25 protein-coding genes are annotated in these 25,571 nt (G+C 67.5%); 6 read left to right on the top strand and 19 right to left on the bottom strand.

Annotated features, from left to right (window positions below; all coding sequences use genetic code 11):
* The first annotated feature begins 288 nt into the window (after positions 1 to 288).
* The 5 genes from egtB to ACN8ZM_RS00200 all read left to right on the top strand — a co-directional run bounded on the left by egtB (position 289) and on the right by ACN8ZM_RS00200 (position 3,972).
* A complete protein-coding gene (gene egtB / locus ACN8ZM_RS00180) occupies positions 289 to 1,512 on the top strand; it encodes an ergothioneine biosynthesis protein EgtB (RefSeq protein WP_420210371.1) in 1,224 nt (407 codons plus the stop codon).
* Entirely contained in the window at positions 1,496 to 2,509 is a 1,014-nt protein-coding gene (egtD, locus tag ACN8ZM_RS00185) for an L-histidine N(alpha)-methyltransferase (protein WP_420210372.1), read from the top strand. The genes egtB and egtD overlap by 17 nt, the downstream gene beginning before the upstream one ends.
* A 296-nt stretch (positions 2,510 to 2,805) precedes the next feature.
* Complete coding sequence (locus ACN8ZM_RS00190; protein WP_089449610.1) at positions 2,806 to 3,108, top strand: hypothetical protein; 303 nt, start codon at positions 2,806 to 2,808, stop codon at positions 3,106 to 3,108.
* A gap of 37 nt (positions 3,109 to 3,145) precedes the next feature.
* Entirely contained in the window at positions 3,146 to 3,400 is a 255-nt protein-coding gene (locus tag ACN8ZM_RS00195; RefSeq protein WP_011350453.1) for a hypothetical protein, read from the top strand.
* 188 nt (positions 3,401 to 3,588) lie between these two features.
* Positions 3,589 to 3,972: a hypothetical protein gene (locus ACN8ZM_RS00200; RefSeq protein WP_175026072.1), complete on the top strand. Its 384-nt coding sequence runs from the start codon at positions 3,589 to 3,591 to the stop codon at positions 3,970 to 3,972.
* 256 nt (positions 3,973 to 4,228) lie between these two features.
* Here ACN8ZM_RS00200 and ACN8ZM_RS00205 read toward each other — a convergent pair whose 3' ends face one another.
* From ACN8ZM_RS00205 to ACN8ZM_RS00285, 17 genes are all read right to left on the bottom strand, one after another.
* Positions 4,229 to 7,255: a type III restriction-modification system endonuclease gene (locus ACN8ZM_RS00205; protein ID WP_420210373.1), complete on the bottom strand. Its 3,027-nt coding sequence runs from the start codon at positions 7,253 to 7,255 to the stop codon at positions 4,229 to 4,231.
* Positions 7,255 to 9,273, bottom strand: a complete 2,019-nt coding sequence (locus ACN8ZM_RS00210) for a site-specific DNA-methyltransferase (protein ID WP_043184807.1) — start codon at positions 9,271 to 9,273, stop codon at positions 7,255 to 7,257. The genes ACN8ZM_RS00205 and ACN8ZM_RS00210 overlap by 1 nt, the downstream gene beginning before the upstream one ends.
* 337 nt (positions 9,274 to 9,610) lie before the next feature.
* A complete protein-coding gene (locus tag ACN8ZM_RS00215; RefSeq protein WP_089449614.1) occupies positions 9,611 to 10,741 on the bottom strand; it encodes a porin in 1,131 nt (376 codons plus the stop codon).
* 281 nt (positions 10,742 to 11,022) lie between these two features.
* Entirely contained in the window at positions 11,023 to 11,700 is a 678-nt protein-coding gene (locus ACN8ZM_RS00220; RefSeq protein WP_041492705.1) for a response regulator, read from the bottom strand.
* Positions 11,701 to 11,994: 294 nt separating this feature from the next.
* Entirely contained in the window at positions 11,995 to 13,362 is a 1,368-nt protein-coding gene (locus ACN8ZM_RS00225) for a sensor histidine kinase (protein ID WP_043185207.1), read from the bottom strand.
* An 88-nt stretch (positions 13,363 to 13,450) separates the two neighbouring features.
* Entirely contained in the window at positions 13,451 to 14,299 is an 849-nt protein-coding gene (locus tag ACN8ZM_RS00230; protein ID WP_043185210.1) for an ABC transporter permease, read from the bottom strand.
* Positions 14,300 to 14,345: 46 nt separating this feature from the next.
* Positions 14,346 to 15,143 carry an ABC transporter ATP-binding protein gene (locus ACN8ZM_RS00235; RefSeq protein ID WP_043184810.1) on the bottom strand — a complete coding sequence of 266 codons (798 nt, stop codon included), beginning with the start codon at positions 15,141 to 15,143 and terminating at the stop codon, positions 14,346 to 14,348.
* Positions 15,144 to 15,265: 122 nt separating this feature from the next.
* The gene (locus tag ACN8ZM_RS00240) at positions 15,266 to 16,270 is read right to left on the bottom strand and encodes an ABC transporter substrate-binding protein (protein ID WP_420210374.1); all 1,005 of its coding nucleotides are present in this window, start codon (positions 16,268 to 16,270) and stop codon (positions 15,266 to 15,268) included.
* 174 nt (positions 16,271 to 16,444) lie between these two features.
* Complete coding sequence (fliR, locus tag ACN8ZM_RS00245; RefSeq protein WP_043184812.1) at positions 16,445 to 17,227, bottom strand: flagellar biosynthetic protein FliR; 783 nt, start codon at positions 17,225 to 17,227, stop codon at positions 16,445 to 16,447.
* Positions 17,228 to 17,250: 23 nt separating this feature from the next.
* Positions 17,251 to 17,523, bottom strand: a complete 273-nt coding sequence (fliQ, locus tag ACN8ZM_RS00250; protein WP_006491272.1) for a flagellar biosynthesis protein FliQ — start codon at positions 17,521 to 17,523, stop codon at positions 17,251 to 17,253.
* A 19-nt stretch (positions 17,524 to 17,542) separates the two neighbouring features.
* Complete coding sequence (gene fliP / locus ACN8ZM_RS00255) at positions 17,543 to 18,304, bottom strand: flagellar type III secretion system pore protein FliP (protein ID WP_043184813.1); 762 nt, start codon at positions 18,302 to 18,304, stop codon at positions 17,543 to 17,545.
* 36 nt (positions 18,305 to 18,340) lie between these two features.
* Positions 18,341 to 18,913, bottom strand: coding sequence for a flagellar biosynthetic protein FliO (gene fliO / locus ACN8ZM_RS00260; protein ID WP_420210375.1), 573 nt, complete (start codon positions 18,911 to 18,913; stop codon positions 18,341 to 18,343).
* Positions 18,910 to 19,398, bottom strand: a complete 489-nt coding sequence (fliN, locus tag ACN8ZM_RS00265) for a flagellar motor switch protein FliN (RefSeq protein ID WP_043184816.1) — start codon at positions 19,396 to 19,398, stop codon at positions 18,910 to 18,912. The genes fliO and fliN overlap by 4 nt, the downstream gene beginning before the upstream one ends.
* Positions 19,391 to 20,389 carry a flagellar motor switch protein FliM gene (fliM, locus tag ACN8ZM_RS00270; protein WP_043184817.1) on the bottom strand — a complete coding sequence of 333 codons (999 nt, stop codon included), beginning with the start codon at positions 20,387 to 20,389 and terminating at the stop codon, positions 19,391 to 19,393. Before fliM ends, fliN begins: the two co-directional genes overlap by 8 nt.
* A gap of 22 nt (positions 20,390 to 20,411) precedes the next feature.
* Positions 20,412 to 20,948 carry a flagellar basal body-associated protein FliL gene (gene fliL, locus ACN8ZM_RS00275; RefSeq protein WP_143330941.1) on the bottom strand — a complete coding sequence of 179 codons (537 nt, stop codon included), beginning with the start codon at positions 20,946 to 20,948 and terminating at the stop codon, positions 20,412 to 20,414.
* Between the two features lie 310 nt (positions 20,949 to 21,258).
* A complete protein-coding gene (locus tag ACN8ZM_RS00280) occupies positions 21,259 to 21,981 on the bottom strand; it encodes an LrgB family protein (protein WP_043184819.1) in 723 nt (240 codons plus the stop codon).
* A gap of 13 nt (positions 21,982 to 21,994) precedes the next feature.
* On the bottom strand, positions 21,995 to 22,471 hold the full coding sequence (locus ACN8ZM_RS00285; protein WP_043184821.1) for a CidA/LrgA family protein: 477 nt from the start codon (positions 22,469 to 22,471) through the stop codon (positions 21,995 to 21,997).
* Between the two features lie 138 nt (positions 22,472 to 22,609).
* On the opposite strand from ACN8ZM_RS00285, the gene ACN8ZM_RS00290 reads away from it, so the two are divergent.
* On the top strand, positions 22,610 to 23,536 hold the full coding sequence (locus tag ACN8ZM_RS00290) for a LysR family transcriptional regulator (protein ID WP_205823604.1): 927 nt from the start codon (positions 22,610 to 22,612) through the stop codon (positions 23,534 to 23,536).
* Positions 23,537 to 23,573: 37 nt separating this feature from the next.
* On the opposite strand, the gene ACN8ZM_RS00295 is transcribed toward ACN8ZM_RS00290, so the two are convergent.
* Both ACN8ZM_RS00295 and ACN8ZM_RS00300 read right to left on the bottom strand, forming a co-directional pair.
* Positions 23,574 to 23,822, bottom strand: coding sequence for a type II toxin-antitoxin system Phd/YefM family antitoxin (locus ACN8ZM_RS00295; RefSeq protein ID WP_043184823.1), 249 nt, complete (start codon positions 23,820 to 23,822; stop codon positions 23,574 to 23,576).
* Positions 23,823 to 23,939: 117 nt separating this feature from the next.
* Positions 23,940 to 25,502 carry a DHA2 family efflux MFS transporter permease subunit gene (locus tag ACN8ZM_RS00300; RefSeq protein ID WP_043184824.1) on the bottom strand — a complete coding sequence of 521 codons (1,563 nt, stop codon included), beginning with the start codon at positions 25,500 to 25,502 and terminating at the stop codon, positions 23,940 to 23,942.
* Between the last annotated feature and the right edge of the window lie 69 nt (positions 25,503 to 25,571).

Here is a 25,571-nt window from a genome sequence, read left to right on the forward strand (position 1 = left end):
CGACGCCCGCACCGCGATATGCGCTGATATCAGCAATTGGCAGGTGATCGGTTACTTACATTTACATTTCGCAGCCGTTTCGTCCGCATCTCGATCAGCAGCATTCACATTTCTGGACCATACTGTTCTGCACGGGCAGATGAAGTGACGCCGCATGTGCGGCCCGGCGCGCGCGCCGGCTGCCCGACGACGCAGCAGCAGGTCGCACGTCAGCCGCGCGCATCACGCGCAAGGCTTTCCTTTTTCCGGCAACGCAACGCAGCGAATCGCGACGTGGACGGTAAACCGATGAGCCTCCTTGCATCACAGCTTCAGCGCCGTTACCAGGACGTGCGCGCGCATAGTGTCGCGTTGACCGCGACGCTCTCCGCCGAAGACCAGGCCGTGCAGTCGATGCCCGACGCCAGTCCGACGAAATGGCACCTCGCGCATACGACCTGGTTCTTCGAAACCGTCGTGCTGATGCGTCGCGTGCCCGGCTACGCGCCGTTCGACGCGGCCTTCCAGTTCCTCTTCAATTCCTATTACGAAGCGCTCGGCCCGCGCCATCCGCGGCCGCAACGCGGGCTGCTCACGCGTCCGTCGCTCGACGAAGTGCATGCGTACCGGCAGTACGTCGACGATGCGATGCTGCGCGCGCTGGCCGGTGCCGATGCGGTGCTGCTCGAGACGATCGCGCCCGAGGTCGTGCTCGGCCTGCATCACGAGCAGCAGCACCAGGAGCTGATCGTCACCGACATGCTGCACGCGTTCTCGTGCAACCCGCTGAAGCCGGCTTTCCGGCCGCGCAACGGGACGGACGCGGGTGCAATGGCCGCGGGCGACGCCGGCGCGCAGCACTGGCTGCACCAGCCGGGCGGGCTCGTCGAGATCGGCCACGACGGCGATGCGTTCTCGTTCGACAACGAACGGCCGCGCCATACGGCGCTCGTGCGGCCGTACGAAATCGCGAACCGCCTGGTGACGAACGCGGAATTCGCGGCGTTCGTCGCCGACGGCGGCTACACGCGCCCCGAGTTCTGGTTGTCGGACGGCTGGGCCACGGTGCAGCGGGAAGGGTGGCAAGGGCCCGCGTACTGGATGCCCGACGACGACGATGCGGCCGCCACGCGCGTGCGGCGCACGTTCGGCCTGCACGGCGTCGAGCCGCTCGCACCCGACGCGCCGGTGTGCCACGTGAGCTTCTACGAAGCGGCCGCGTATGCGGAATGGGCCGGCGCACGCCTACCGACCGAATTCGAATGGGAAGCCGCGTTCCCCGCCGAAGGCATCCGGCAGATGCTCGGGCACGTGTGGCAATGGACGCGCTCGTCCTACGAGCCGTATCCGGGCTTTCGGCCGCTCGCGGGTGTCGCGGCCGAATACAACGGCAAGTTCATGGTCGGCCAGCAAGTCCTGCGCGGCAGCAGCATCGCGACGCCGCCCGGGCACGAACGGCCGACGTACCGCAATTTCTTTCCGCCGGCCGCGCGCTGGCAATTCACGGGAGTGCGACTTGCGCGAGACGTCTGACCAGACGGCCACGAGCGGTGGCCAGCAACCCGCCCGCGATTCGCGGCCAAGCGCGTTCGAGCGCGACCTGATCGACGGACTGTCGCGCACGCCGCGCAGCATTCCGCCGAAATACTTCTACGATGCGGCCGGCTCCACGTTGTTCGATCGCATCTGCGAGTTGCCCGAGTATTACCCGACCCGCACCGAGCTCGGCATCCTGCGCGATCGCGCGGCCGAGATCGTGCGGCGTGTCGGCCCGCATGCGGAACTCGTCGAATTCGGCGCGGGCTCGCTCGAGAAGATCCGCGTGCTGCTCGACGCGTTCGCGAGCAACTATGCGAACGCGCCGGCGCGCTACGTGCCGGTCGACATCTCGGCCGACTATCTGCACGACGCTGCCGCGCGGCTGCGTGCCGCGTATCCGTGGCTCGACGTCGCGCCGATCGCGGCCGACTACACGAAGGCCGAGCAACTGGCCGAGCTGACCGCGGTACCGGCGCGGCGCATCGGCTTCTTTCCCGGTTCGACGATCGGCAACTTCTCGCCGGACGAGGCCGATGCGTTCCTGCGCGATGCCGCGCGGTTGCTGCGGGGTGGCGGCTTGCTGGTCGGCGCCGATCTGGTGAAGGACGCGCGCACGCTGCACGATGCGTACAACGATGCGCAGGGCGTGACCGCGCAGTTCAACCTGAACCTGCTGGTGCGCGCGAACGCCGAGCTCGGTGCGGATTTCGACGTCGATGCGTTCTCGCATTGCGCGTTCTACGACAGCACGCGGCAGCGCATCGAGATGCATCTCGTCAGCGACATCGCGCAGACCGTGCACGTGCGCGGCCACGCATTCCGCTTCGACGCCGGCGAGCGCATCCACACGGAGAATTCGCACAAGTTCACGATCGACGGCTTCCATGCGATCGCGCGCCGCGCAGGATTCGAGCCCGATACCGTGTGGACCGACGCGGACAACCTGTTCAGCGTGCACTGGCTGCGCAGCGTCGACGATATCCGCGCGTGACGCGTGCGCTGGCGAACCGCTCGCGTACGATGCGGGCGGTTCGCTTTCGGCGCATTCGCGCGCACGCCGGCGCGTACAGATCGTGCGGCTTCGTGCCGAAAATCCCCTTTTTACCGGCCCGACGCACCGCTGCAACGGTGCGTAGAATGCCGCCTCTTCCTTGTCGTACAAGGCTTTGCGGGCACCCGTAAACGTCCGTTACCTGTCTCGCATACCCGTTTCACCTGTGTCCGTGTCCGGTGCCTAGACTCCGAACCGTATTCACATGACGCACGACACGTGCAGGGAGTCGCGAGATGAACAAGAAACTCATTCTCGGTGCAGTTCTCGGTGTAGCGGCGCTGGCAGCCTCGGGCGTCGCATCGGCTCACGTCGACCTGTCGGTCGGCATCGGCGTACCGGCCTATGCAGCGCCGGCGCCCGTCTACGTGGCACCGCCGCCGCCGGTCATGTACGCACCGGTCGGCTATCGCGATGACGGCTGGCGCGGCGATGGCTGGCGTCAGCGCGAATGGCGCGAACACGAGTGGCGCCGCCGTGAATGGCGCGAGCACGAATGGCACGATCGCGGCGGTTGGCGCGGCGGCCGCTGGGATTAAGCGGTTCGACTGATCACAACAAGAGGAGAGTGAACACATGATGCCCATTCGACACATCAGGCTGTGCGCCACCGCTGCCATCGTTGCGCTTGCCACCATCGGCAGCGCGCACGCGGCGGGCTGCATGAAGGGCGCGGTGGTCGGCGGTGTGGCCGGCCACTATGCGGGGCACCACGCGGTCGTCGGTGCGGTTGGCGGCTGTATCGTCGGCCACCACATGGCGAAGAAGCACGCGCAAGAAGAGGCCGCGCAGCACAAGGCCGCCGCGCAGGGCATGCAACCGGCGCAGTAAGCACCCTCGTCACCAGGGCGGCGCTGCGGCGCCGCGCCCGCCTGCTTTGGTCCCCGTTCACGCACCATCCTGATTGATCTGATGAATGAGCGCCGCGCGCATCGTTACGATCATTTACAACGTCGTGTGGCGCGAATTTTGCGCGTTCATAGAATGCAGTCACACGAACGCGCTCCAGGGAGCACAAGATGAAACAGCAACGATACCTGTCCGTACTGATGGCCGCGCTGCTCGCGCTCGGCACGGTTTCCGCGTATGCCGCAGCCGGCGGCAATGGCGGCGGAAACGGTGGTGGTGGCGGCGGTCACGGTGCAGGCGGTTTGGGTGGCAATGCAGGCGGCATGTCTGCCGGCCACATGAGCGGCCAGGCGATGAGCAACTCGAATAGCATGCACGCGGGTGACCGCGACAAGGGCCTGTCGCGCGCGGCCGACCGCTCCGACACGATCGCCGATCGCGCCGGCGTGCAGCCGGGCCACGGCCACGCGCACGGACATGCGCATGGCCACACCACGCACGCGTCGACGACCACGCATCATTCGCATCACCACGCATTGGGCCGCACGCTTTAAGCGCGGCGCGCAAATGCGATGGAAGGGCGCTTCGGCGCCCTTTTTTCATGGCGGAAATGCCACGCGGCTGTCGCGCGAAAACATCGTGCCGACCCGATTTGCAACCAGCCGTAACCGTGCCGCGAACGGGCGCGAATACGGAACGCTTACACGTGGATGACAGGCAGGAAACCGGCGCGAAGCGTGCGGATCGCAAGCGCGCCCGGCCGCGTCGAAACGACCAATAAAAAAGGGCGGCTCATCGCCGCCCTTCGCTTTATCGCCCGGCGCCCGCCAGCGGCACCGCAGGTTCAAACAAGGCGTCCGCCTGCCTGACGCGCACGAAGCGCGCCGCGCCGTCGCCGTCCACCAGCGCCCGGAAATGCGCCTCGCCGCACGCGAGCTTCGCCCGCTCGTGCTCGCTCGGCACGTTGCCGTCCGCATTCGGCGTATCGACGACGAAGTACAGCCGTTCGCCACCGTCCTGTTCCGCGAGCACGGCCCAGTCCGGGTGATAGCTGCCGAGCGGCGTCGACACGCGGAACCACGCGGGCAGCTTCGCGTACAGCCTCACGCCGTCGTGCGCCTCGAGCGCATCGGCGAACGCACGCTCCGCGTCCGTCTCGCACACGACCGCTTCGTAGATCGACTTCTGCGCATCGGGCCGCAGGTTGCGCAGATAGCCGGTCAGCGCCTCGCTCTCGAACGATTCGAGCGCATGCACGTGGCGCTCGCCGAGCTTGCGGTACGCGATGCCCGCGACCAGCGCGAGCCGCTTGCAGCGGTTGATCGCATCGGCCGCGACCGCGATGAACTGCTGCGGATTCACGCGGAAATCCTCGAGCCGGCCGCTGTCGGCCAGGATCGTCGCCAGCGAACGGCGCGTGAGCTGCGTGCGGTCCTGCAGCTCGGTGAGCAGGTCGGGCAGCGGCAGCTCGCCTTCGTCGAGCAGCACCGTGCCGGCGCCGGCCACTTCGATCGCCTCGATGCCGGCCTTGCCGATGTCGATCTCGGCCTTGCGCCACTGCAGCCGGGCGCGCGCGATGTCCGGCGCGGCGTGCAGCGCGGCCGCGCAGTCGCGCACGAGCTTCGCGTTGTCGAACTCGACGCGGTACACGGTGCGATGGCGGATGCGGTCCCACAGCGCGCGGAACTCCTCGCCGAACACGACGGCCTTGCCCGACGCGTCGCGCCGCAGCGCGATCGCACGGCGCTCGTCCGCGTTGCGCACCGCGAAGCGGCCCGACAGCTTGCGCAGCGTCGCGACGATCGGCGCGCGCAGCATCTCGAACGCGTCCGGCAGCACCAGCGCGCTCTGGCGCAGTGCGTCCTTCAGCCGGTCGAGCACCTTGCCCTGCGCGTCGACGTAGCCTTGCTCGTGCAGATGGTTCCACAGCACGCGCGACAGCTCGACGCCGAGCGCATGCGCGGGCCCGTCGCCTTCCTGCACGGGCAGCGCCGCGAACTGGTGTTCCTCGACGATCCCGAACCGGATGCCCGTATCGGCCTCGATTTCCTTCTGCAGGTTCTCCGCGAACGACTCGTAGCGCTCGGTCGCGATCACGGTGAGCGTGTTCACGCCCGCATCGCGCACGCGTTCGCCGTCCTGGTCGACGGCGAGGCGCAGCCCGCGCCCGAGCGTCTGGCGGCGCTCGCGTTCGGTCTGGATGTCGCGCAGCGTGCAGATCTGGAACACGTTCGGGTTGTCCCAGCCTTCCTTCAGCGCCGAGTGCGAGAAGATGAACTTCAGCGGCGTGTCGAACGACAGCAGCGCTTCCTTCTCGCGCATGATGAGGCCGTATGCGCGCTCCGCGTTCTCGCGGGCCGCGGCGCTGCTTTCGCTCGTGTCGGTCCAGCCGCCCTTGCGGTCGATCGAGAAATAGCCGTTGTGCGCGCGCCCGACTTCGAGCGCGACGTCGACGCCGTCGAACAGCGCTCGGTAGGCCGGCACGCGCGCCGCCCGCGCATATTCCTCTTCGAAGATCAGCGCGTAGTCGCCCTTCGCGGGCATCCCGTTCTCGTCGTAGCGGCGGTAGCGCTCGACCGAATCGACGAAGAACAGCGACAGCACCTTCACGCCGCGTTCGGCGAGGCGCAGTTCCTTGTCCAGATGCTCGCGGATCGTGCGGCGGATCATCTCGCGCTGCACGGCGAGCGTGTCGATGTCGCCGAATGCCTCGCCGAGCGACAGGAATGCCTCGCCTTCCGGATGGCGCAGCTCGACGTATTCGGCACCCTTCACCGCATGCACTTCGCCGATCCGCAGCCCCGCGTACAGTGCGCGCTTGGTCAGGCGTTCGAGATCGTCGCCGTCGGTGGCCGTCACGATCTGGCGCTTCACGCCGGCCGTCGTCGCGACGTCGAGCTCGACGCGCGCGCTGATCGCGCCGCGCCGGTTCGACACGCCGACGAGCCGCACGTACGGCTTGTTGTGCGCATCCTCGACGATCGCCGACGCGATCTCGATTTGCTTGACCAGCTTGCGCTCGTACGCGTCGACCGCATCGAGCCGGTACACCATGTGGTGACGGTCGACGTGCGTGGCCGAATAGCGCAGCGTGCAGAGCGGTGCCATCGCGGCGAGCGCTTCGCGGCCGCGGCCTTCGAGCCCGCCGTCGACGCTTTGCGGCTCGTCGACGATCACGATCGGCCGCGTCGCACGGATCAGGTCGATCGGCTTCTCGCCGCCGGTCTTCTCGCTGTCCTTGTAGAGGTTGTTGATTTCCTTCTTGTTGATCGCGGCCACCGTCATCACCATGACCTGGATCGCCGCGCTCGCCGCGAAGTGGCGCACCTGGCCGAGCTTCGCGGAGTCGTACAGGAAGTAGTCGTACGGCACGCCCGCGTACAACGCGCGGAAGTGATCCTCGGTGATCGCGAGCGTCTTGTGCACGCCTTCCTTGATCGCGATCGACGGCACGACGATCACGAACTTCGTGAAGCCGTAGCGGCGGTTCAGCTCGAAGATCGTGCGCAGGTACACGTAAGTCTTGCCGGTGCCGGTCTCCATCTCGACGGTGAAGTCGCGCGAGCCGGGCAGGCCGGATGGCGGCAGCCCGCCGCGCAGCTGCACGTCGGCGAGATTGCGCGCGAGCGCGTCGTCGGTCAGCGACAGCCGGTTGCCGACGCCCTGTTCCGACACCGCGAAGCCGAGCGAGCCTTGCGCGGCGGCCGTCGTGCCGGGGGCGGCGTTCGCGAGCACGCTGAAGTCGCCGCGATACGATTCCTGGCCGCGAAACAGGTCGCAGACGGCGTCGATCGCCTCGCGCTGGTAGTCGAGATCCGCTTCGAAATGCAGCCGCATCACAGGCTCCGCACGCGCTTCACGCCGTGCTGTTCGAGCAGCGCGGCGAGATTGAGCTTCGCGACGTCGTCGACGAAGCCGCTGTCGCGGAACAGGCACGTGACGTCGTGCGTCGTGCCGGTCGCGTCGAGCAGGTCGACGATGCCGTCGGCCAGCGGGCCCGCGTCGTCGCGCGCGATGCGCGCATCGAAGCACGCGACGATCGAGCGGCCGATCAGGTGCACGGTCTTGGCCGCCACCTGGTGATGCTCGACCGGCGTGCACAGGTCGAGGCCGAGCTTCAGCGTCAGCTCGGCGAGCAGGTCGTCCTCGGTGCGGCCGGTCTTCACGTGCTCGACGGAGGCGAAGAGGGCGTGGTCGAAGTCGTCGCGGCGCGGGTCCCACTCGATCACGTTGGTCGTGTCGAGCCGGTACACGCGGAAGCCGAGGTCGCCATAGCTTTCCGGATAGTCGCGCGCGACCTGCTGCGCGGCACGGCGCAGGCGCTCCTTCGTGACTTCGGCGAGCGTCAGCGGCTTCTTCAGCTTCGCGCAGAAATCGGCGGCCGCCAGTTGCGTCTTGTCGCGGCGGTCGAGCGCTTCGGGCAATTGCACGAGCACGTAGCGGCGCGCGCCGCCGTCGGTCGCGTTCACCTGCATCACCGCGTGGCCGGTCGAGCCGGAGCCGGCGAAGCAGTCGAGCACGATGTCGTCGCCGCGCGTGCACCAGCCGATCACGGCCGCCGCGAAATCGACCGGCTTCGGCAGGTCGAACGGGATCCCGAGCGTCTTCAGCAGCGCGTCGTCGGAGCCGGCGAACGGCAGCACCGACGGCACGTTCTCGTACATGTTCTCGTCGAGGTAGTAGATCCGCTGCGGCTGCGTGCTTTCATCCGCGCCGAATTCGATCTGGCCGCGCTCGATCAGCGCCTGCATCGTCGCAGGCGGGTTGCGCCAGCCGCGTGCCGGCATCGCACACGGCTTGCCGGTGACCGGGTGGATCAGCGGCGTGAAATACTCTTCCGGCGCCTTCTTCTTGTTCGGCCAGGCCATCGACACGAGGCGGTACACGCGGCCTTCTTCCGACAGCCGGTCGTACATCACCTCGCCGCCGGACAGGTTGGTCTGTGCCTTCATCCACGCGCGATACGCCTTCTGCGCGTCCTTCGCGTTGCCGCTGCGGTACACGGCGTCGTGCGCGGCGTCGAGCATGCGCTGCGCGTTGCGCTTCGGGCGCTTGAGCGGCGCCTGTTCGAGCAGCGTCTCCGCGTTGCGCGCGAACAGCACCAGCGATTCGTGCTGGTACGCGACCCCGCGCGCGTCGCCCTTCGGGTTGCGCTTGTCCCACACGGCCACGCCGAGCTCGTTCTCCTCGCCGAAGATCTCGCGCAGCATCAGCACCAGCGCGTGCACTTCGTGCTCGTCGATGTGGACGGCGATCAGCCCTTCGTCGGACAGCAGCGCGTGCGCGAGCTTCAGGCGCGGATACATCATGTTCAGCCAGTCGGTGTGGAACCGGCCGTTCGCCTCGGTGTTGGTGCTGCGCTTCACGCCGCCCTGGGTCTGCCCGGTCATCGCCAGGTAGTGGCGGATGCTGTCGCTGAAGTCGTCCGGATAGACGAAATCGCTGCCGGTGTTGTACGGCGGGTCGATGTAGACGAGCTTCACCTTGCCTGCGTAACTCTTGTGCAGCAGCTTCATCACGTCGAGGTTGTCGCCCTCGATCACGAGATGGCGCGTGTCGTCCCACGCGACGCTGTCGTCGGGGCAGGGCCGCAGCGTGCCCGTCGACGGCGTGAGCGCGGCCTGGCGCGCGCTGCGCTTGCCATGCCAGTGGAAGCCGTAGCGCTCGTCGGCGTCGCCGACCGTGCGTTCGCCGATCAGCGCCTTCAGCACGTCGACGTCGACCGACGCGCCGCCGGGGCCTTCGGTCACGAGTTCGGGGAACAGCGCCTTCAGGCGCGCGACGTTGTCGGCGGTGAAATCGGTCGACATCGCCTGCGGGCTCGCCGCATCGAGTTTCTGCATCGTCTTTTCCATCGGAGCCCGGCCGCGCGCGCCAGGACGTCGGGCGCGCTCGCGGCACCGGCGGCAACGGCCGCCCGGGCAAACCCGAAACGCTATCGAGTCGATCGTCCGAGGTCAAGCGCCGATGTGGGGCGATCGTGCGGACATCGGCCGCGATCGCCCGCCGGACGGGCCGCAAGCGGCTTCGGGCCGGTTGTCGCATGGCCGGCCGACGGCCGCCTGGCGGGCGTCCCGGGCAGCAAGCCGGAAAGGACGAAAAAAAGGGCACGGTCGGCGCCAAGCGCCGGCGTGCCCGCATGGAGAATCCCGGACGGAGGGTGCGGCGGGGCCCGGCGGGCCCCGCTTGGGGTCAGAAACGCGTGCGGATGCCCGACGTCAGTTCGAGCTGGTTCTTCGCGCCGAACGTCGACGACACCGTGTAGCCGCCGTGCAGCTTCATGTAGTCGCCGGCGAGGTAGACCTCGGTGCGCTTGCTCAGGTGATAGAACACCGACCCGTAGATCGTTTCCTTGAAGCCGTTGCCGACGCCGTTCGTCAGGCTGAACGCGCCGAGGTTCGCGTTCGGGACGAAACCGTCCGTGTTGTACGCGGCGTTCTTCACGCGCATCTGCTGGTAGCCGAGCTCGTAGTCGAGCGCACCGGGCGGCGCCACCTTCACCGACACGGTCCACGAATCGTCGTGGCGCTGGCCGAGCGAGCCCTGGTCGCCGTTGTAGCGGAAGTAGCCGGCGTTCAGGCGCACGATGCTGAATGCGTAGTTGCCGCCGACCGAGAACGTCTGGTTCGTGAAGCCGCCGTTGTTCACGTGGTTGTAGAAGCCCGACACGTTGAACGGCCCGCCGTTGTAGCCGAGCGCGACCTGGTACGCGGAGCCGGTCGCGAATGCGGTCGAGTTGCTGAACTGGTAGCCGGCGCTCGCGAAGATGCCGTTGCTGAACAGCTTCTTCCACGCGATGCCGTTGTTGTAGCGCGTGCCGGTCGGGCCGGCCGCGTAGAAGATCATCTGCTTGAAGTTGTTCGAGTTGGTCCAGCCGCCTTCCTCGGTCGACAGCTTCGCGGAGCCGTACGGATCGCCGTAGATCGCGGCCGCGTCGCGCGCGATCGTGTTCTGGAAACCGGCCGTCAGCTTGCCGAAGCGCTCGTCCTGGATGCCGACCCACGCATCGCGGTCGAAGATCTGGCCGTTGTCTTCCATCTGGCCGTTCGCGACCACGTATTCGCTTTCGAGGCGGAAGATGACCTTCGTGCCGCCGCCGATGTCTTCGGCGCCGCGCAGGCCCCAGCGGCTGCCGCTGAACCACGGCTCGCCTTCGTTGCCCATCCCGATCACGTGATTGCCGTTCGCGTCGGCGTGGGTCCGGTAGGTCGGAAAGCTCAGGTCCATCAGGCCGTAGAGCTGCACGCTCGACTGCGCATGCGCCTGGGTACCGGCGCACAGGCCAGCCGCCGCGATGGAAAGGGCAAGGGTTTTTCGTTTCAAGATCGTCTCCTCCGAGCTGCCGCATTGAAATCTGGTCGTTGGCAGTACGTAATGTATGCCGACTCTTGCCGGCCACAGCGAGAGGGCCGACGCGTAGCATCGTAGAGGGTGCAATCCTTCACGACGCTTTCCCGGACGCAAGAATCGGATCGGTGAAAACACCGAACGCGCAACAATCACGGATCGGGCAGGCGGGCGGAAGCAGGCAAGCCGGGGGCGCCGGCATGCGTCGATGACGTTTCGTGCTACGAATCGATATTCAGGGCGCGCAAAGGCGCTTGTCAGTCCTGCGTGCTCTTCATGCGCAGGATGTAGCCCAGCCCGCGCAGCGTGATGATCTCGGCCGTGCTGCCCGCAAGATGCTTGCGCAGCCGGTGGATGTAGATGTCGATCGCGTCGGCGCTCGGCTCGTCGTCGAGCGCGAACACGCTGTCCATCAGCCGCGCCTTCGACACCGTCTTGTTCTGCTGCAGCATCAGCGTTTCGAGGATCGCGTGCTCGCGGCGGCGCAGCGCGAGCACCGTTTCGCCGCAGCGGAATTCGCGCGTGCCGAACGCATAGACGAGATCGCCGCACACGAGCTGGGTCGTGCCGACACCGGCCTGCCGGCGGATCAGCGCGCGAATCCGGGCGACCAGCTCGCGCGATTCGAACGGCTTCACGACGTAATCGTCGGCGCCCGCGCCGAAGCAGTCGACCTTGTCGTCGACCGAGCCGTGCGCGGTCAGCATCAGCACCGGCACGTTGTCGTTGCGGCGCCGCAGCCGCGCGAGCACCTCCTTGCCGCTGATGCCGGGCAGGCGCATGTCGAGCAGCACCGCGTCGTAGCGTTCGGTCTTCAGCACCGTATCGGCGCGTTCGCCGTCGCCGACGGAATCGACCGCGAAATCCTCGCCGCGCAGCAGGTTCACGATCCAGTGCGCGAGTTCGGCGTTGTCTTCGACCAGCAGGAGTTTCATGGCGACTTCTCTAGGGGCTGTTTCCATATGGAACGCGCATGCGTTGCCACGAGAACGGCCGCTCGCGAGGCGCGTGACGCCGCGAATACTGACGTATTCGCAAGGAGCGCAACGCGGCGAGCGGCCGTTCTCGTGGCAACCCCAAATTTAAAATTCATTCCACGGGAATGCCCGAAATCGCCCGTATGGCGGCGTCGCTCGTCGCTTGTTTGGCGCGGCCAAACGGCGCTCCTCACTTCTTGCCCTACGGGCGATTTCGGGCATTCGCATGTGCGTTCCATATGGAAACAGCCCCTAATCGTAGGCGGGCAGCCGCACGGTCACGACGATACCGCGATTGCCGGCCCCCGGCGCGAGCGACACGCTGCCGCCGTGCGCCTGCGCGATCTCGCGGACGATCGCGAGCCCGAGGCCCGAGCCCTCGGTATCGGCCGACACGCGGTAGAACCGCTTGAATACATGCGGCCTTGCTTCGGCCGGGATACCCGGGCCGTTGTCGACCACGTCGAGCACGATCGCGTCGCCGTCGCGGCGGGCGGCCACCGTCACGCAGCCGCCCGGCTGCGTGTAGCGCACCGCGTTGTCGACGAGGTTCATCACCAGCGCGGTCAGCAGGCTGTCGCTGCCCGCGACGTCGAGCCGCTCGCCGAGATCGGCGCCGAGGTCGATGTCGCGCCGCTGCGCGAGCACGATCGTTTCCTCGAGCACGCTCGACACCACGGCCGCGAGATCGACGCGATGATTCAGCAGCGTCGACGGCGTCGCCTCCGCATGCGCGAGCAGCAGCAGCTTGTCGGTCACGTCGGCCATCTTGCGGCTGCTGCGCTGCATGCTGTCGAGCACCGATGCGAGCTCGGGATCGTCGTGCCCGCGCCGCTGCGCGTACTGGATCTGCGTGTCGAGCACCGCGATCGGCGTGCGTAGCTGGTGCGCGGCATCCGCGATGAAGCGGCGCTGCGTGGCCGTGTGCGTATTGAGCCGCGCGATGCACTGGTTGATCGCGTCGACGATCGGCCGCAGTTCGTGCTGCAGCCGCTCGGGGCGGATCGGCTCCAGCTCCATCGGCCCGCGGTCGGCCACGTCGTCCTTCAGCTGCATCAGCGGCCGCATCTCGAAGGTGAGGCCGAGATACACGAGCCCCATCGCGAGCATCAGCATCAGCGACAGGCGCACGAGCTGCGGCCGCCAGATCGTCGCGACCATCGCGCGGTGCGAGCGCGTCGTCTTCGCGACGACCACCGTGACCGTCTCGACGTGCCCCTCGTCGTACAGCTGGCGATCGTAGGCCACCGCGCGCAACGGCACGCCGTCGAGCGACGTGTCGTACAGCGTCGGCTCGATGCCGTGCCGCGCGGGCACGTCGAGCGCCGGCGTGCCCGCGAGCAGGCGGTCGTGGCCGTCGATCACCTTGTAGAACACCGAATCGCGCGATGGCGATTCGAAAATCTCCAGCGCGGCCGGCGGCACGTCGGCGACCGGCAGCCCGTTGCGCCATTCGATGTCCTCGCCGATCGTGCGCGCGGACGCGACGAGTGCGCTGTCCTGCACGAGCGCGGCCGTGGTCCGCGCGGTGTCGTACGACATCGCGCCCGCGATCAGCATGAACACCGCGAGCGGCAGCAGCAGCCACCACAGCAGCCGTCCGCGCAGGCTGTGCGCCATCCTGTTGCGCTCCTTCTCCGAAATGCCGAACCGCGCCGGGAGCGCCGGCGCGGTCGGGAGTGTCATGTCAGGCGTCCGTCTGCGGCGTTCAGAACGCCGCGGGGCGCCACTTCAGCAGCCGCTTCTCGAGCCACGTCAGCAGGTAGTCGGCGGCCAGCGCGACCACGGCCAGCACGATCATCGCCGCGAACACGCCGCTCGCGTTGAACGCGCCCTGGGCGGTGGAGATTAGCAAACCGATGCCCTGCTTGGAACCCAGGAATTCGCCGACGACCGCACCGACCAACGCGAAGCCGAAGCTCACGTGCAGGCTGGCGAGAATCCAGCTCAGCGCGGACGGGATCACGACCGCCGTGGTGATCTGCCGGCGCGACGCACCGAGGATCTGCGCGTTCGCGATCAGGTAGCGGTCGGCTTCGCGCACGCCCTGGAACGCGTTGCCGAACACGACGAAGAACACCATCACGACGGCCAGCGCGATCTTCGACGCCATCCCGAGGCCCAGCGCGATCACGAAAATCGAGCCGAGCACGACGCGCGGAATCGAGTTCGCGATCTGGATGTACAGGCCGAACACGTCGGCCATCAGCTTGTTGCGACCGAGCACGATCCCGCAGATCACGCCGGCAACCGAGCCGATCACGAAGCCGATGCCGGTTTCCTCGAGCGTGACCCACACCTGCGTGAGCAGCGGGCCCTGCGACGTGCCGTTCACGAACCAGTCCTGGATCTGGTCGAAGATCAGCGACGGCATCGAGAAGAAGAACGGATCGATCCACTTGAGGCGTGCGGCGAGTTCCCACCCGCCGAGCACGATCACCAGCACGGCGATCCGCAGCGTGACGATCAGGTTGCGCCGGCGGCGCAGCCGGCGTTGCGCGGCGCGCTCGTCGTCCTCGAGCGTCGTCGCCGGAATGGCGGTGGTGGGAAGCGTCATGTCGGTCATGCTCCTGTCCTTGCTGTTCTTGCCTTGAGCGTATGCGTCAGCCGATCTGCACTTCTTCGCGCAGGTCGTGCCAGATGTCCTTGGAAATTTCGATGAAGCGCGTGTCGTAGCGGATCTCCGACGTGACGCGCGGGCGCGGCAGGTCGATCTCGTACACGCGCTTGAGCGTGGCTGGCCGCGCCGTCAGCACGAACACGCGGTCGGCGAGGGCGATCGCCTCTTCCAGATCGTGCGTGACGAACACGACCGAGCCCTTGTTCGCGGACCAGAGCTGCAGCAGCTCGTCCTGCATCAGCGTGCGCGTCTGCATGTCGAGCGCGGAGAACGGCTCGTCCATCAGCAGGATTTCCGGCTGGTTGATGAAGGTCTGCGCGAGCGCGACGCGCTTCCTCATCCCGCCGGAAAGCTGGTGCGGGTAGTGCTTCGTGAACTTGTCGAGGCCGACCTTGCGGATCCATTCCTCGGCCTGCGCGTACGCGACGTCCTTCGAGCGGCCGCGAAACAGCGGGCCCGCCGCGACGTTGTCGATCACGTTGCGCCACGGGAACACGGCGTCGGCCTGGAACACGAAGCCGATGCGCGGATCGATCCCGTCGACCGGGCGGCCCATCACGCGCACCTCGCCCGACACGGGCTTGAGCAGCCCGGTGATCATGTTCAGCGTGGTCGACTTGCCGCAGCCGGTCGGCCCGACGATCGCGATGAACTCGCCGCGCGCGACGCTCATGCTGAAGTCGCGCAGCGCGACGGTGGCCTTGCCTTCCGGCGAGATGAAGCGGCACGACACGTTGCGAAACTCGATCGCCGGTGTGCTCGGGGAGACTGCCTGGTTCATCGCATTCGTCCTGCGGGTGAGGAGGGCGTCGCATCGTGACGACGCCGGGCCGGTCAACCGGGCCGGAACGGGGGAACGCTCGGCGGCGGGATCGCCGCCGCCGGCGCCGCTACCGGGATCGCTTACTTCGCGTTCACGAAATCGTTCGTGAAGGTGCGCGCCAGGTCGATATGCTTGCCCTTCACCGACGGGTTGAACGCCGACAGCACCTTCAGCACGGTCGCCGGGCCGTCGGCCGGCATCTTGCCGTCGGCGGTGTACATCGGCAGCGACGCCTTCAGCGCGCTCACGTACAGCGCCTTGTCCTTCTGGTAGTCGGCCGGCATCTTCGCGGCGATTTCGTCGGCGCTGTGCGTGTGGATGAACTGCATCGTCTTCGCGAACGCGTGCGCGAGCTTGGTGGCCTGCGCCTTGTGCGAATCGGCCCAGGCCGACTGCACGTACAGGCTCGCGGCCGGGTAGGTGCCGCCGAGCGCCGCACGCGTGCCGTCGACGGTGCGCATGTCGACCAGCACCTTCGCGTCGCCCATCTTCTCGAGCGCGGACACGGTCGGTTCGGTCGTCATCCCGGCGTCGATACGGCCCTGCTTGATCGCGGCGATGAAGCTCGCGTCGGCGCCGACCGGCAGCATCGTGTACTGCGTCGACGGCACGCCGTGCTGCAGCGCGAGGTATTGGGTGAGGAAGCTGGTCGACGAGCCAAGGCCCGTCACGCCGAGCGTCTTGCCCTTCGAGTCGGCCATCGACTTGAAGGTCGGCGCGGCCTTGGTCGACACCATCTCGACTTCGCCCGGCACCTGGCCGAACACGGCGATCGCCTTCACGTCCTTGCCCTTGCTCTGCAGGTCGATCGTGTGGTCGTAGAAGCCGACCACGCCCTGCACGGCGCCCGCGAGCAGCTCGTTCTCCGCGTCGACGCCGGCCGGCTGCGACAGCAGCTCGACGTCGAGCCCTTCGGCCTTGAAGTAGCCGAGTTCCTGCGTGAGCCGCGCGGGCAGGTAGATCAGCTTCGCAATCCCGCCGACCATGATCGTGATCTTGCCGCCGTCGTCGGCGAAAGCGGGGTGAGCGGCAAGCGCGCAGCTCAGGCTGGCTGCAACGGCGAGGGTGCGCAGGATGGGTCGCATCGGGTCGTCTCCGTTCGTTGTATTCGTATGGCGCGATGCTTGCTGCATCGTCACGACGAGTATAGGGAGGCGAAACCTTCCGCTACCTTTCGCGGGCGGGCGATTCCTTTAGGGGTTTTCCAGCAACGCAGGGCCGGAACAGGCGGAAAACGGGGGACAGGGGGCGGGAGGCGCTCAGCGCCAGCCGGTCAGCACGCGGCCGATCGCGTCGAGCCCCATGTCGAACAGGTGCGACACGAACGGCACGAGGTTCGGGATCATCAGTTGCACGAGCAACAGCCCGACGAGCATCGTGACGGGAAAGCCGACCTGGAACACGCCGATCTGCGGCGCCGCGCGGTTCAGGATGCCGAGCGCGAGGTTCGCGATCAAGAGCGCCGCGACCACCGGCAGCGCGAGCAGCAGCCCCATCTCGAACACGGTCGTGCCGAACGCGGCGAGCGTGCGCCAGCCGGGCGCGTGCAGCAGGTCGGCCGACACCGGCAGCGACTGGAACGACGCGGTGAGCGCGGCGAACACCTGCAGATGGCCGTCCACCGCGAGGAACGCGAGCATCGCGACCGCGTTCAGGAAGCGGCCCATCACGGGCGTCGCGCCGCTCGTGTGCGGATCGAAGAAGGTGGCGAAGCCGAGCCCCATCGACAGCCCGATGAAGTCGCCGGCCGCCTCGACGGCCGCGAACACGATCTGCATCGTGAAGCCCATCGCGACGCCGATCAGGAACTGCGTGACGACGATCCAGATGCCCTGCGCGGAGAATACGGTGACGTCCGGCATCGCGCCGAGCGTGGGCGCGACGACCAGCGCCATGAACGCGGCGAGGCCGATCTTCACGCGGATGGGCACCGCCGCGTGGCCCACGACCGGTGCGGTCGCGACGAGCGCGAGCATCCGCACGAACGGCCACAGGAACGCCGTGAGCCAGCCGTTGAGCTGCGCGTAGGTAACCGAGAACATCGCCGCCGGGTGGTGCGCGCGGCTCAGCCGACGCCGAGCGTCGCGACGTGCAGCAGCGTCTGCCGCAGGTAGTCGAGCATCGTCGTCAGCATCCACGGGCCGGCGATCACGAGCGTCGCGGCGACCGCGAGCAGCTTCGGGATGAACGACAGCGTCGCCTCGTTGATCTGCGTCGCGGCCTGGAACAGGCTCACGACGAGGCCGACCGCGAGCGCGACCAGCAGCAGCGGGGCGGCCAGCAGCAGGCCGACCATCATCGCCTGGTGCGCCAGGGTCATCACTTGTTCGGGCGTCATCGCGCGTTTCCTCCGCCGCTTACGTAAAGCTCTGCGCGAGCGAGCCGATCAGCAGCTGCCAGCCGTCGACCAGCACGAACAGCATCAGCTTGAACGGCAGCGACACGGTGGATGGCGACACCATCATCATCCCCATCGACATCAGCACGCTCGCGACGACCATGTCGATGATCAGGAACGGGATGAACACCGTGAAGCCGATCTGGAAGCCGGTCTTCAGCTCGCTCGTGACGAACGCGGGCACCAGCAGCGACAGCGGCACGTCTTCAGGCCCCTGCATCGGCGCGGCCTTCGAGATCTTTGCGAACAGCGCGAGATCGGTCTCGCGGGTCTGCTTCAGCATGAAGGTCTTGAACGGCGCGACGCCGCGCTGCACCGCCTGCTCCATCGGCATCGAGCCGTCGGAGAACGGCTTGTAGCCATCGTTGTACGCACGGTCGAGCACCGGCGACATCACGAAGAAGGTGAGGAACATCGCGAGGCCGACGAGCACCTGGTTCGGCGGCGTCGTCGCGGTGCCGAGCGCCTGGCGCAGCAGCGACAGCACGATGATGATGCGCGTGAAGCTCGTCATCATCAGCATCATCGCCGGCAGGAACGACAGCATCGTGAGCAGCAGCATCGTCTGCACGCTCAGCGAATAGGTGGTGCCGCCGTGCGGGCCCGGGCTCGCGTTGAACGCGGGCAGGCCGTTCGCCTGCGCATACGCGAGCGCGGGGGCGAGGCAGAGGATCAGCACGGGCGCGAAGCGCGCCGCGCGATGCAGGAAGGCGTGTTTCATCGGAATGCGGGGTCGGAAAAAGGGCGCGGCGCCATGTCAGCGGTCCTTGCCGCGACCGAGGCGCTTCGCGGCTTCGCCCGCGAGCGCGTCGCGAAACCGCGAGCCGAACGTGCCGGGCAGGCCGCCTTCGGACGGGGCGGCGCCGGCGGGCGCGTCGGCCGAAGCCGTCGTCGCGTGAGCCGCTGCCGAACCGGCCGGCAGCGTGTGCAGCAGTCGCACGTTGCCCGGCGCGACGCCGAGCACGAGCCAGGTGTCGCCGATCTCGACGATCGTCGCGCTTTCCTTCGCGCCGACCGCGACGCTCGACACGACCTTCAGCGGGCCGCCGCGGCGGGCGTGCTGAAAGCCGAAGCGGCGCGCGAGCCATGCGCACGCGAATACGAGACCGATCACGACCGCGAGCCCGACCAGCGTCTGCAGCACCGCGCCGAAGCCGAGCGACGGCGCGGCGGAGCCGACCATCACGCTCGATGCGATCGACCCGGCGTTGTTCACCGCGTTCATGTCGGCGGCGCCGGCCGGTGTGCAGGCAAGCGACGCCGCAATGGCCGCGGCAGCCGCTGCCACGCTTGCGACGCGCACGCGGCGGCCGGGCTTTGCTGCGTTCACCGGTTCAGCTTCCGGATGCGTTCGGCCGGCGTGATGATGTCGGTCAGGCGGATGCCGAACTTGTCGTTGACGACCACGACCTCGCCCTGCGCGATCAGGCAGCCGTTCACGAGCACGTCCATCGGCTCGCCGGCGAGGCCGTCGAGTTCGACGACCGAGCCTTGCGCGAGCTGCAGCAGGTTGCGGATCGCGATCTTCGTGCGGCCGAGCTCCACGGTCATCTTGACCGGGATGTCGAGGATCATCTCGATGTCGTTGTGCGTCGAGGTCGCCGCGGCCTTCGACAGCGGCTGGAACACGCCGGCGCCCGTCGCGCCCGCCTGCACCGGCTGCTGGTTCTGCTCGGCCAGCGCGGCCGCCCAGTCGTCCATGCCCGGATCTTCTTCCGCCGCGGCCGGTGCCGCCTGCGCGGCGGCCGATGCCGCGAGGGCCGCGTCGGCCATCGCTTGTGCGTCGTCCTCGGGCGTCTGGTTCAGCTCACTCATATCCACCTTCCTTCATCGAATCGCCCGCGCTGATCATCTTCTGCACGCGCAACGCATATTGACCATTGAAAATTCCGTAGCCGCATTCCATCACCGGCACGCCGTCGACCTTGGCAGTGATCGTGTCCTCGATTTCCAGCGGCAGCACGTCGCCCGCGCGCAGGTTCAGGATCTTCTCGAAGGTCGACGAGATCTCGGCGAGGTTCGCGGTCAGCTCGACTTCGGCGGCCTGCACCTGCTGCGACAGCACGCGCACCCAGCGGCGGTCGACTTCGAGCGCCTCGCCCTGGATCGGCGAGCTGAGCACGTCGCGGATCGGCTCGATCATCGAGTACGGCATGCAGATGTGCAGCGTGCCGCCCGTCGGCCCGAACTCGATCGAGAACTGCGTGACGATGACGATCTCGTTCGGCGTCGCGACGTTCGCGAACTGCGTGTGCATTTCCGAGCGCACGAATTCGAACTGCAGCGGCCGCACGCTCTTCCACGCGGTCGTGTAGTGCTCGAACACGAGGTTCAGCAGCTTGCCGATGATCCGCTGCTCGGTGGCCGTGAAATCGCGGCCCTCGACGCGCGTGTGAAAGCGCCCGTCGCCGCCGAACAGGTTGTCGACGACGAAGAACACGAGGTTCGGGTCGAACACGAACAGCGACGTGCCGCGCAGCGGCTTCACGTGCACGAGGTTCAGGTTCGTCGGGATCGGCAGGTTGCGGGTGAACTCGCTGTACTTCAGCACCTTCACCTGGCTGACGGAGATTTCCGCCGTGCGCCGCATGAAGTTGAAGATGCCGATCCGCAGCAGGCGCGCAAAGCGGTCGTTGATGATCTCGAGGCCGGGCATCCGGCCGCGGACGATCCGCTCCTGCGTCGCGATGTTGTAGGGGCGGACGCCCGATGTGTCGCGCTGTTCGTCGACTGCATCGGTTTCGCCCGTGACGCCCTTGAGGAGGGCATCGACCTCCTCCTGGGACATGAACTCCTGGTGACCCATACGCGCTCCTTTCGCGGCCGCGTTACTGGACGACGAACTCGGTGAACAGCACGTCGTCGACCTTCGCGCGCTGGTTGCCCGGCTGCGTCGGCTGCTCGATCAGGTCCCGCAGTTCCTTCGCAAGCGAACGTTTGCCGTCCGGCGTCGCGAGTTCCTCGGGATGCTTGTTCGACAGCGCGAGCAGGATCCGGCTGCGGATCTCCGGCATCCGCGCGGTCAGTTGCTCCTGCGCCTTCGGGTCGGTGAGCTTCAGCGACAGGCCGACGCGCAGGTAGTGCTGCGCGCCGTCGTCGGACTGCAGGTTCACGGTCAGCGGGTCGAGCGGGAAGAACACCGGCGCCGCCAGCGGTGCCGGCTCGGCGGGCGTGCTCGCATGGCCGACGCCTTCCTTGCTCAGGAACACGTACATGCCGCCGGCTGCGGCGGCCGCCGCGCCCAGCGCGATGACGGCGATGAGCGCGATGCGCTTGAACTTGCCGGATGAAGCCGGCTTGTCGGCGGTCGGGTTTGCGGTCGTGGAGGCCATGTGAATGCGTGCGTGATGTCTCGTAGCATGCATTGTTCGGCATCCGGGCCGAGCCCGATGGGTGGAAAAGAGGGGGGATTTGCGGCTATCTCAGCCGATTGTCGGCCGGGTGTCGGCCGGATGCAGGGTAAGTGGGGGCGGAAAGGGCCGCCGGGCTGGCGGCTGAAGCGGGCCTGGCCGGGAGAAGGCGGCCATGCCGGGTACGGAAAGTCCGCCGGGCTGGCGGACGGAGGAGCAGGCGGGGCCGGGAGGTGGCGCCGTTTCCGCCGCACTGGGTCTGCCGCGCCGAAGGCGGCAGGCACGATCGGGCCAAACCGGCGCGTGGCAGGCGTCGGCCGCCCGGTCAGATCGGCAGCAGCGTCAGGAGCGGCGCGATCAGCACCATCGCGACGCCCGCGATCATCATCGTCAGGCTCGACACGACACCTTCCTCGCTGCCGATCTCGCGCGCCTTCGCGGTGCCCACGCCGTGGGCGGCCGCGCCGAACAGCGCGCCGCGCGCCAGCCGCGTGCGCATCGGCACCAGCGCGAGCACCAGCTCGCCGAGCAGCATCCCGCAGATGCCGGTCGCGATCACGAACAGCGCGGTGAGATCCTTCGGCGCGTGGATCTTGTCCGACACCGCAAGTGCGAACGGCGTCGACACCGAGCGCGTCATCAGCGAGCGCTGCAGGTCGGGGGACAGGTGCAGCAGCTTCGCGAGCAGCAGCGACCCGCACACGCCCGCGCCGATCCCGACCGCGACGCCGACCGACAGCGACAGCCAGTGGCGGCGGATCAGGTCGCGATAGTCGTAGATCGGCACCGCGAACGCGATCGTCGCCGGGCCGAGCAGCCACATCAGCCAGCGCGTGTCGCGGAAGTAGACCGAATACGGGATGCCGGTCAGCAGGACGAGCAGCACCAGCACGCCCGGCACGAACACGAGCGGCGAGAACAGCAGCGTCTTCTTGTACGCGTAGAGCCGCTTCGACGCGAAGTACAGCACGACCGTCAGCACGAAGCAGCCGAACGAGATCGCGGTGTTCGCCTGGTCGGCGGACAGGTTCGACAATGCGGCAAGCATGGCAGGCTCCGGCTCAGTGGGCGGACACGGCGCTCAGGCGCGCGCGGCGACGTTCGGCGAACACGCGCTGCGCGGCGAGCCGGCGCTCGAGCTTCGCGGCGAGGTCGACCGCGACGGCCACCGCGACCATCACGAACGCGGTGCCGGCGAGCATCACCAGCGCGATGCGCCAGCCGTCCTCGCGGAACAGCCCGCCGTACTGCACGGCCGCGACGGCGGCCGGCACGAAGAACAGCAGCATGTCGGACAGCAGCCAGTTCGCGCCGTCCTTCACCCACGCGGGCGCGACGCGACCCGAGAACAGCAGCACCAGGAGCACCGCGAGGCCGATCACGCCGGACGGAATCGGCAGCCCGACCTTGCGCACGGCCCAGTCGACCGCCATCCACAGCACGCCGAGCGCGGCGGCCTGCAGCGCGATCCGGCCCGTGTGCGCCATGCTGCCCGAAGCAGCGGGGCGGGCGGCGAGTGCGGCGGTCGGCTTGGTCATGGCAGGCTCCCTACAGATATTCCGTTGATGGTGGGAGTATAGGGTTTCCCCTAACCATAAATAAAATGACTTGTCTCTATCCTTGTCATTCCAATTCGGAATTCATTCAGATCGCCGCACCAATTTGGGGAGTCATCGATGGAATTGCGCGCGCTGCGGTACTTCGTCGAGGTGGTTCGCCAGCAGAGTTTCACGGCGGCCGCCGACAAGCTGTTCGTGACCCAGCCGACCATCAGCAAGATGGTGAAGGCGCTCGAGGACGAGATCGGCTCGCCGCTGCTGCTGCGCGACGGCCGGCAGATGGTGCTGACCGACGCGGGGCGGATCGTGTTCCAGCGCGGCCAGGACGTGCTCGCCGCGCAGGCGCAGTTGCAGTCGGAGCTGAACGATCTCGGCACGCTCGGGCGCGGCGAGCTGACGATCGGGATCCCGCCGCTCGGCGGCTCGCTGTTCACGCCGATCATCGCCGCGTACAAGCAGCGCTATCCGAACATCGAGCTGAAGCTGTTCGAGCAGGGCGCGCGGATGATCGAGGCCGCGCTGACGTCGGGCGAGCTGGAGCTGGGCGGGCTGCTGGAGCCGGTCGATCCCGGCACCTTCGAGCGGCTGCCGATGGTGCGCGCGCCGCTGTGGCTCGTCGCGCCACGCGAGTCGCGCTGGGAGGAGCATGCAGCGGTGCCGCTCGGGGATCTCGCGCGCGAGTCGTTCGTGTTCTACGCGGAAAGCCTCGCGCTGCACGACGCGGTGCTGGACGCGTGCCGGCAGGTCGGTTTCACGCCGTCGATCGTGAGCCGCAGCGGCCACTGGGATTTCATGGCCGCGCTCGTGCATGCGGGGGTCGGCATCGCGCTGCTGCCCGAGCCGTATTGCCGGCGGCTCGACGCGGGCCAGTTCACGTGCCGGCCGATCGTCGAGCCGGAGATCACGTGGGCGATCGCGCTCGGCTGGCTGAAGAAGGGGTATCTGTCGCACGCGGCGCGCGCGTGGCTGGAAGTGGCGCGGGCGACGCTGCCGATCGCACCCGGCGACGATCTGGCGTTTGGCGGGTTGCGGGCGAGGGAGTGAGGCGCAGCGCGCAATCGGACGCGCTGGATCGACAGCTTTACTCGCCGCCCTCGAAAAGCTTCGAAATCGTATCGCGTCCCATTGAATCGAAGTCACCCGGGACGCGAATCTGCCCCTTCATGAAGCCGATCCGGCTTGGTGACACTGGCTTCGGCATGTCGATCGGTACGACCCTGACGAGCGGCTTGCCAGCTTTGGCAATCACAAACGGCTCACCAGTGTCGACTGCTTTGTCGACCAACTGCGGCAAGTTCGTCTTTGCTTCACCCATGTCGTCAGTCTGCATCGCACCCTCGAAATCGGCCGAATTGAAACAATCACGTCGGCTTAGTTTAGTTTGAAGATGCGAGAAGGCGAGCGCGCCCGCAAGACGCCCCAGCGCCAGCCGACAGTCACGCCGCTTTCAATGCCCCATCGCCGGCCCCGCACCCTTCCTCGGCTTCGTGACCCACACGAGCAACGCGAGCGCGCCGAACATGAACGCCGACAGCAGGAAGAAGTCGTTGGTCGCCATCATGAAGCCCTGCTGCGTGACGAGCTGGTTGAGCTGCGCATTGGCCGTCTGGCCGACGATGCCGAGCTGCGACAGCGCGCCCTGGTAGTCGGTCGTGCTCTGCGCATACACGCTCACCGATTCCGACAGCCGCGCGTGGTGGTAGATCGCGTCGTTCTCCCAGAACGTCGAGCTGGCCGCGGTGCCGATCGCGCCGGACAGCGTGCGCAGGAAGTTCGACAGCCCCGATGCACTTGCGAGCCGCTCGTCGGGGATGCTCGACAGCGTGATTGTCGTCATCGGCACGAAGAAGCACGCGACGCCGATCCCCTGCACGAGACGCGGCAGGATCACATGGTTGAACGGCACGTCGAGCGTAAACGTCGAGTTCCAGATCGACACGCCGGCGAACACGATGAACGCGAAGCTCGCGACCATCCGCAGGTCGAGCCGGTGCATGTTGCGGCCGATCAGCGGCGACAGCACGAGCGCGAGCAGCCCGACCGGCGCGGTCGCGAGGCCGGCCTTGCCGGCCGTGTAGCCCATCACCGTCTGCAGCCACAGCGGGAAGATCACGACCGAGCCGAAGAACGCCATGAAGCCGAACGAGATGATCATCGCGCCGAGCGCGAAGTTTCGATCCTTGAAGAGCGACAGGTCGACCACCGGCTCCTTCTCGGTCGCCTCCCACACGAGCATGAACGCGAGCGACACGACCGCGATCAGCGCCAGCGCGACGATGAACGTCGAGTTGAACCAGTCGCGGTCCTTGCCGAGGTCGAGCATCATCTGCAGGCACGACACGCCGATCACGAGCAGCGCGAGGCCGATTGCGTCGATCCGCTGCTTCGACGTCTTCGTCTCGCGGCCGCGCAGCAGGAAATACGCGCAGGTCGCCGAGAAGATGCCGATCGGCAGGTTGATGTAGAAGATCCACGGCCACGTGTAGTTGTCGCTGATCCAGCCGCCCAGCAACGGGCCGAAGATCGGTGCGACGATCACCGTCATCGCCCATAGCCCGAGCGCGAGCCCGCGCTTCGCGGGCGGGTAGCTGCGCATCAGGATCGTCTGCGACAGCGGCACCATCGGCCCCGACACGAGGCCCTGCAGCAGCCGGAACGCGATCAGCGTCTCGAAGTTGGTCGCGAGGCCGCACAGCGCCGACGCGACCGTGAACGCGAGCACCGACAGCGTGAACAGGCGCACCTCGCCGACCCGCCGCGCGAGCCAGCCGGTGAGCGGCACCGCGATTGCGGACGCCACCGAGTACGACGAGATCACCCAGGTGCCTTCGCTCGTCGCGACGCCGAGGCTGCCCGAGATGGTCGGCACCGCGACGTTCGCGATCGACGTGTCGAGCACTTCCATGAAGGTGCCGAGCGCGAGCCCGACGGTGAGCAGCGCGAGTGCACCGCCTGACAGCGGTGCGGGCGAAGCGGCCGGCGAGGCGGCAGATGCCGTGGTGGCGGACATCGAAATCTCCTAGACGCGGCGCGCGCGACGCGCCGGCACAACGCACGGGTGTGCGCCGCAGCGCAGCCC

This window comes from Burkholderia aenigmatica (assembly GCF_048627025.1).
GTDB lineage: Bacteria > Pseudomonadota > Gammaproteobacteria > Burkholderiales > Burkholderiaceae > Burkholderia > Burkholderia aenigmatica.

Bases quoted from the DNA above. Each gene is read 5' to 3' on its own strand.
- fliR (WP_043184812.1), bottom strand. From the start codon at position 17,227: ATGTTCTCGGTTACCTACGCGCAGCTCAACGGCTGGCTCACGGCGTTC.
- ACN8ZM_RS00300 (WP_043184824.1), bottom strand. From the start codon at position 25,502: ATGTCCGCCACCACGGCATCTGCCGCCTCGCCGGCCGCTTCGCCCGCA.
- ACN8ZM_RS00205 (WP_420210373.1), bottom strand. From the start codon at position 7,255: ATGCGGCTGCATTTCGAAGCGGATCTCGACTACCAGCGCGAGGCGATC.
- fliN (WP_043184816.1), bottom strand. From the start codon at position 19,398: ATGAGTGAGCTGAACCAGACGCCCGAGGACGACGCACAAGCGATGGCC.
- ACN8ZM_RS00235 (WP_043184810.1), bottom strand. From the start codon at position 15,143: ATGAACCAGGCAGTCTCCCCGAGCACACCGGCGATCGAGTTTCGCAAC.
- ACN8ZM_RS00190 (WP_089449610.1), top strand. From the start codon at position 2,806: ATGAACAAGAAACTCATTCTCGGTGCAGTTCTCGGTGTAGCGGCGCTG.
- ACN8ZM_RS00220 (WP_041492705.1), bottom strand. From the start codon at position 11,700: ATGAAACTCCTGCTGGTCGAAGACAACGCCGAACTCGCGCACTGGATC.
- ACN8ZM_RS00240 (WP_420210374.1), bottom strand. From the start codon at position 16,270: ATGCGACCCATCCTGCGCACCCTCGCCGTTGCAGCCAGCCTGAGCTGC.
- ACN8ZM_RS00280 (WP_043184819.1), bottom strand. From the start codon at position 21,981: ATGCTTGCCGCATTGTCGAACCTGTCCGCCGACCAGGCGAACACCGCG.
- fliQ (WP_006491272.1), bottom strand. From the start codon at position 17,523: ATGACGCCCGAACAAGTGATGACCCTGGCGCACCAGGCGATGATGGTC.
- ACN8ZM_RS00295 (WP_043184823.1), bottom strand. From the start codon at position 23,822: ATGCAGACTGACGACATGGGTGAAGCAAAGACGAACTTGCCGCAGTTG.
- ACN8ZM_RS00290 (WP_205823604.1), top strand. From the start codon at position 22,610: ATGGAATTGCGCGCGCTGCGGTACTTCGTCGAGGTGGTTCGCCAGCAG.
- fliP (WP_043184813.1), bottom strand. From the start codon at position 18,304: ATGAAACACGCCTTCCTGCATCGCGCGGCGCGCTTCGCGCCCGTGCTG.
- ACN8ZM_RS00285 (WP_043184821.1), bottom strand. From the start codon at position 22,471: ATGACCAAGCCGACCGCCGCACTCGCCGCCCGCCCCGCTGCTTCGGGC.
- fliL (WP_143330941.1), bottom strand. From the start codon at position 20,948: ATGCATGCTACGAGACATCACGCACGCATTCACATGGCCTCCACGACC.
- ACN8ZM_RS00225 (WP_043185207.1), bottom strand. From the start codon at position 13,362: ATGGCGCACAGCCTGCGCGGACGGCTGCTGTGGTGGCTGCTGCTGCCG.
- ACN8ZM_RS00230 (WP_043185210.1), bottom strand. From the start codon at position 14,299: ATGACGCTTCCCACCACCGCCATTCCGGCGACGACGCTCGAGGACGAC.
- ACN8ZM_RS00210 (WP_043184807.1), bottom strand. From the start codon at position 9,273: ATGGAAAAGACGATGCAGAAACTCGATGCGGCGAGCCCGCAGGCGATG.
- ACN8ZM_RS00195 (WP_011350453.1), top strand. From the start codon at position 3,146: ATGATGCCCATTCGACACATCAGGCTGTGCGCCACCGCTGCCATCGTT.
- ACN8ZM_RS00200 (WP_175026072.1), top strand. From the start codon at position 3,589: ATGAAACAGCAACGATACCTGTCCGTACTGATGGCCGCGCTGCTCGCG.
- egtB (WP_420210371.1), top strand. From the start codon at position 289: ATGAGCCTCCTTGCATCACAGCTTCAGCGCCGTTACCAGGACGTGCGC.
- fliM (WP_043184817.1), bottom strand. From the start codon at position 20,389: ATGGGTCACCAGGAGTTCATGTCCCAGGAGGAGGTCGATGCCCTCCTC.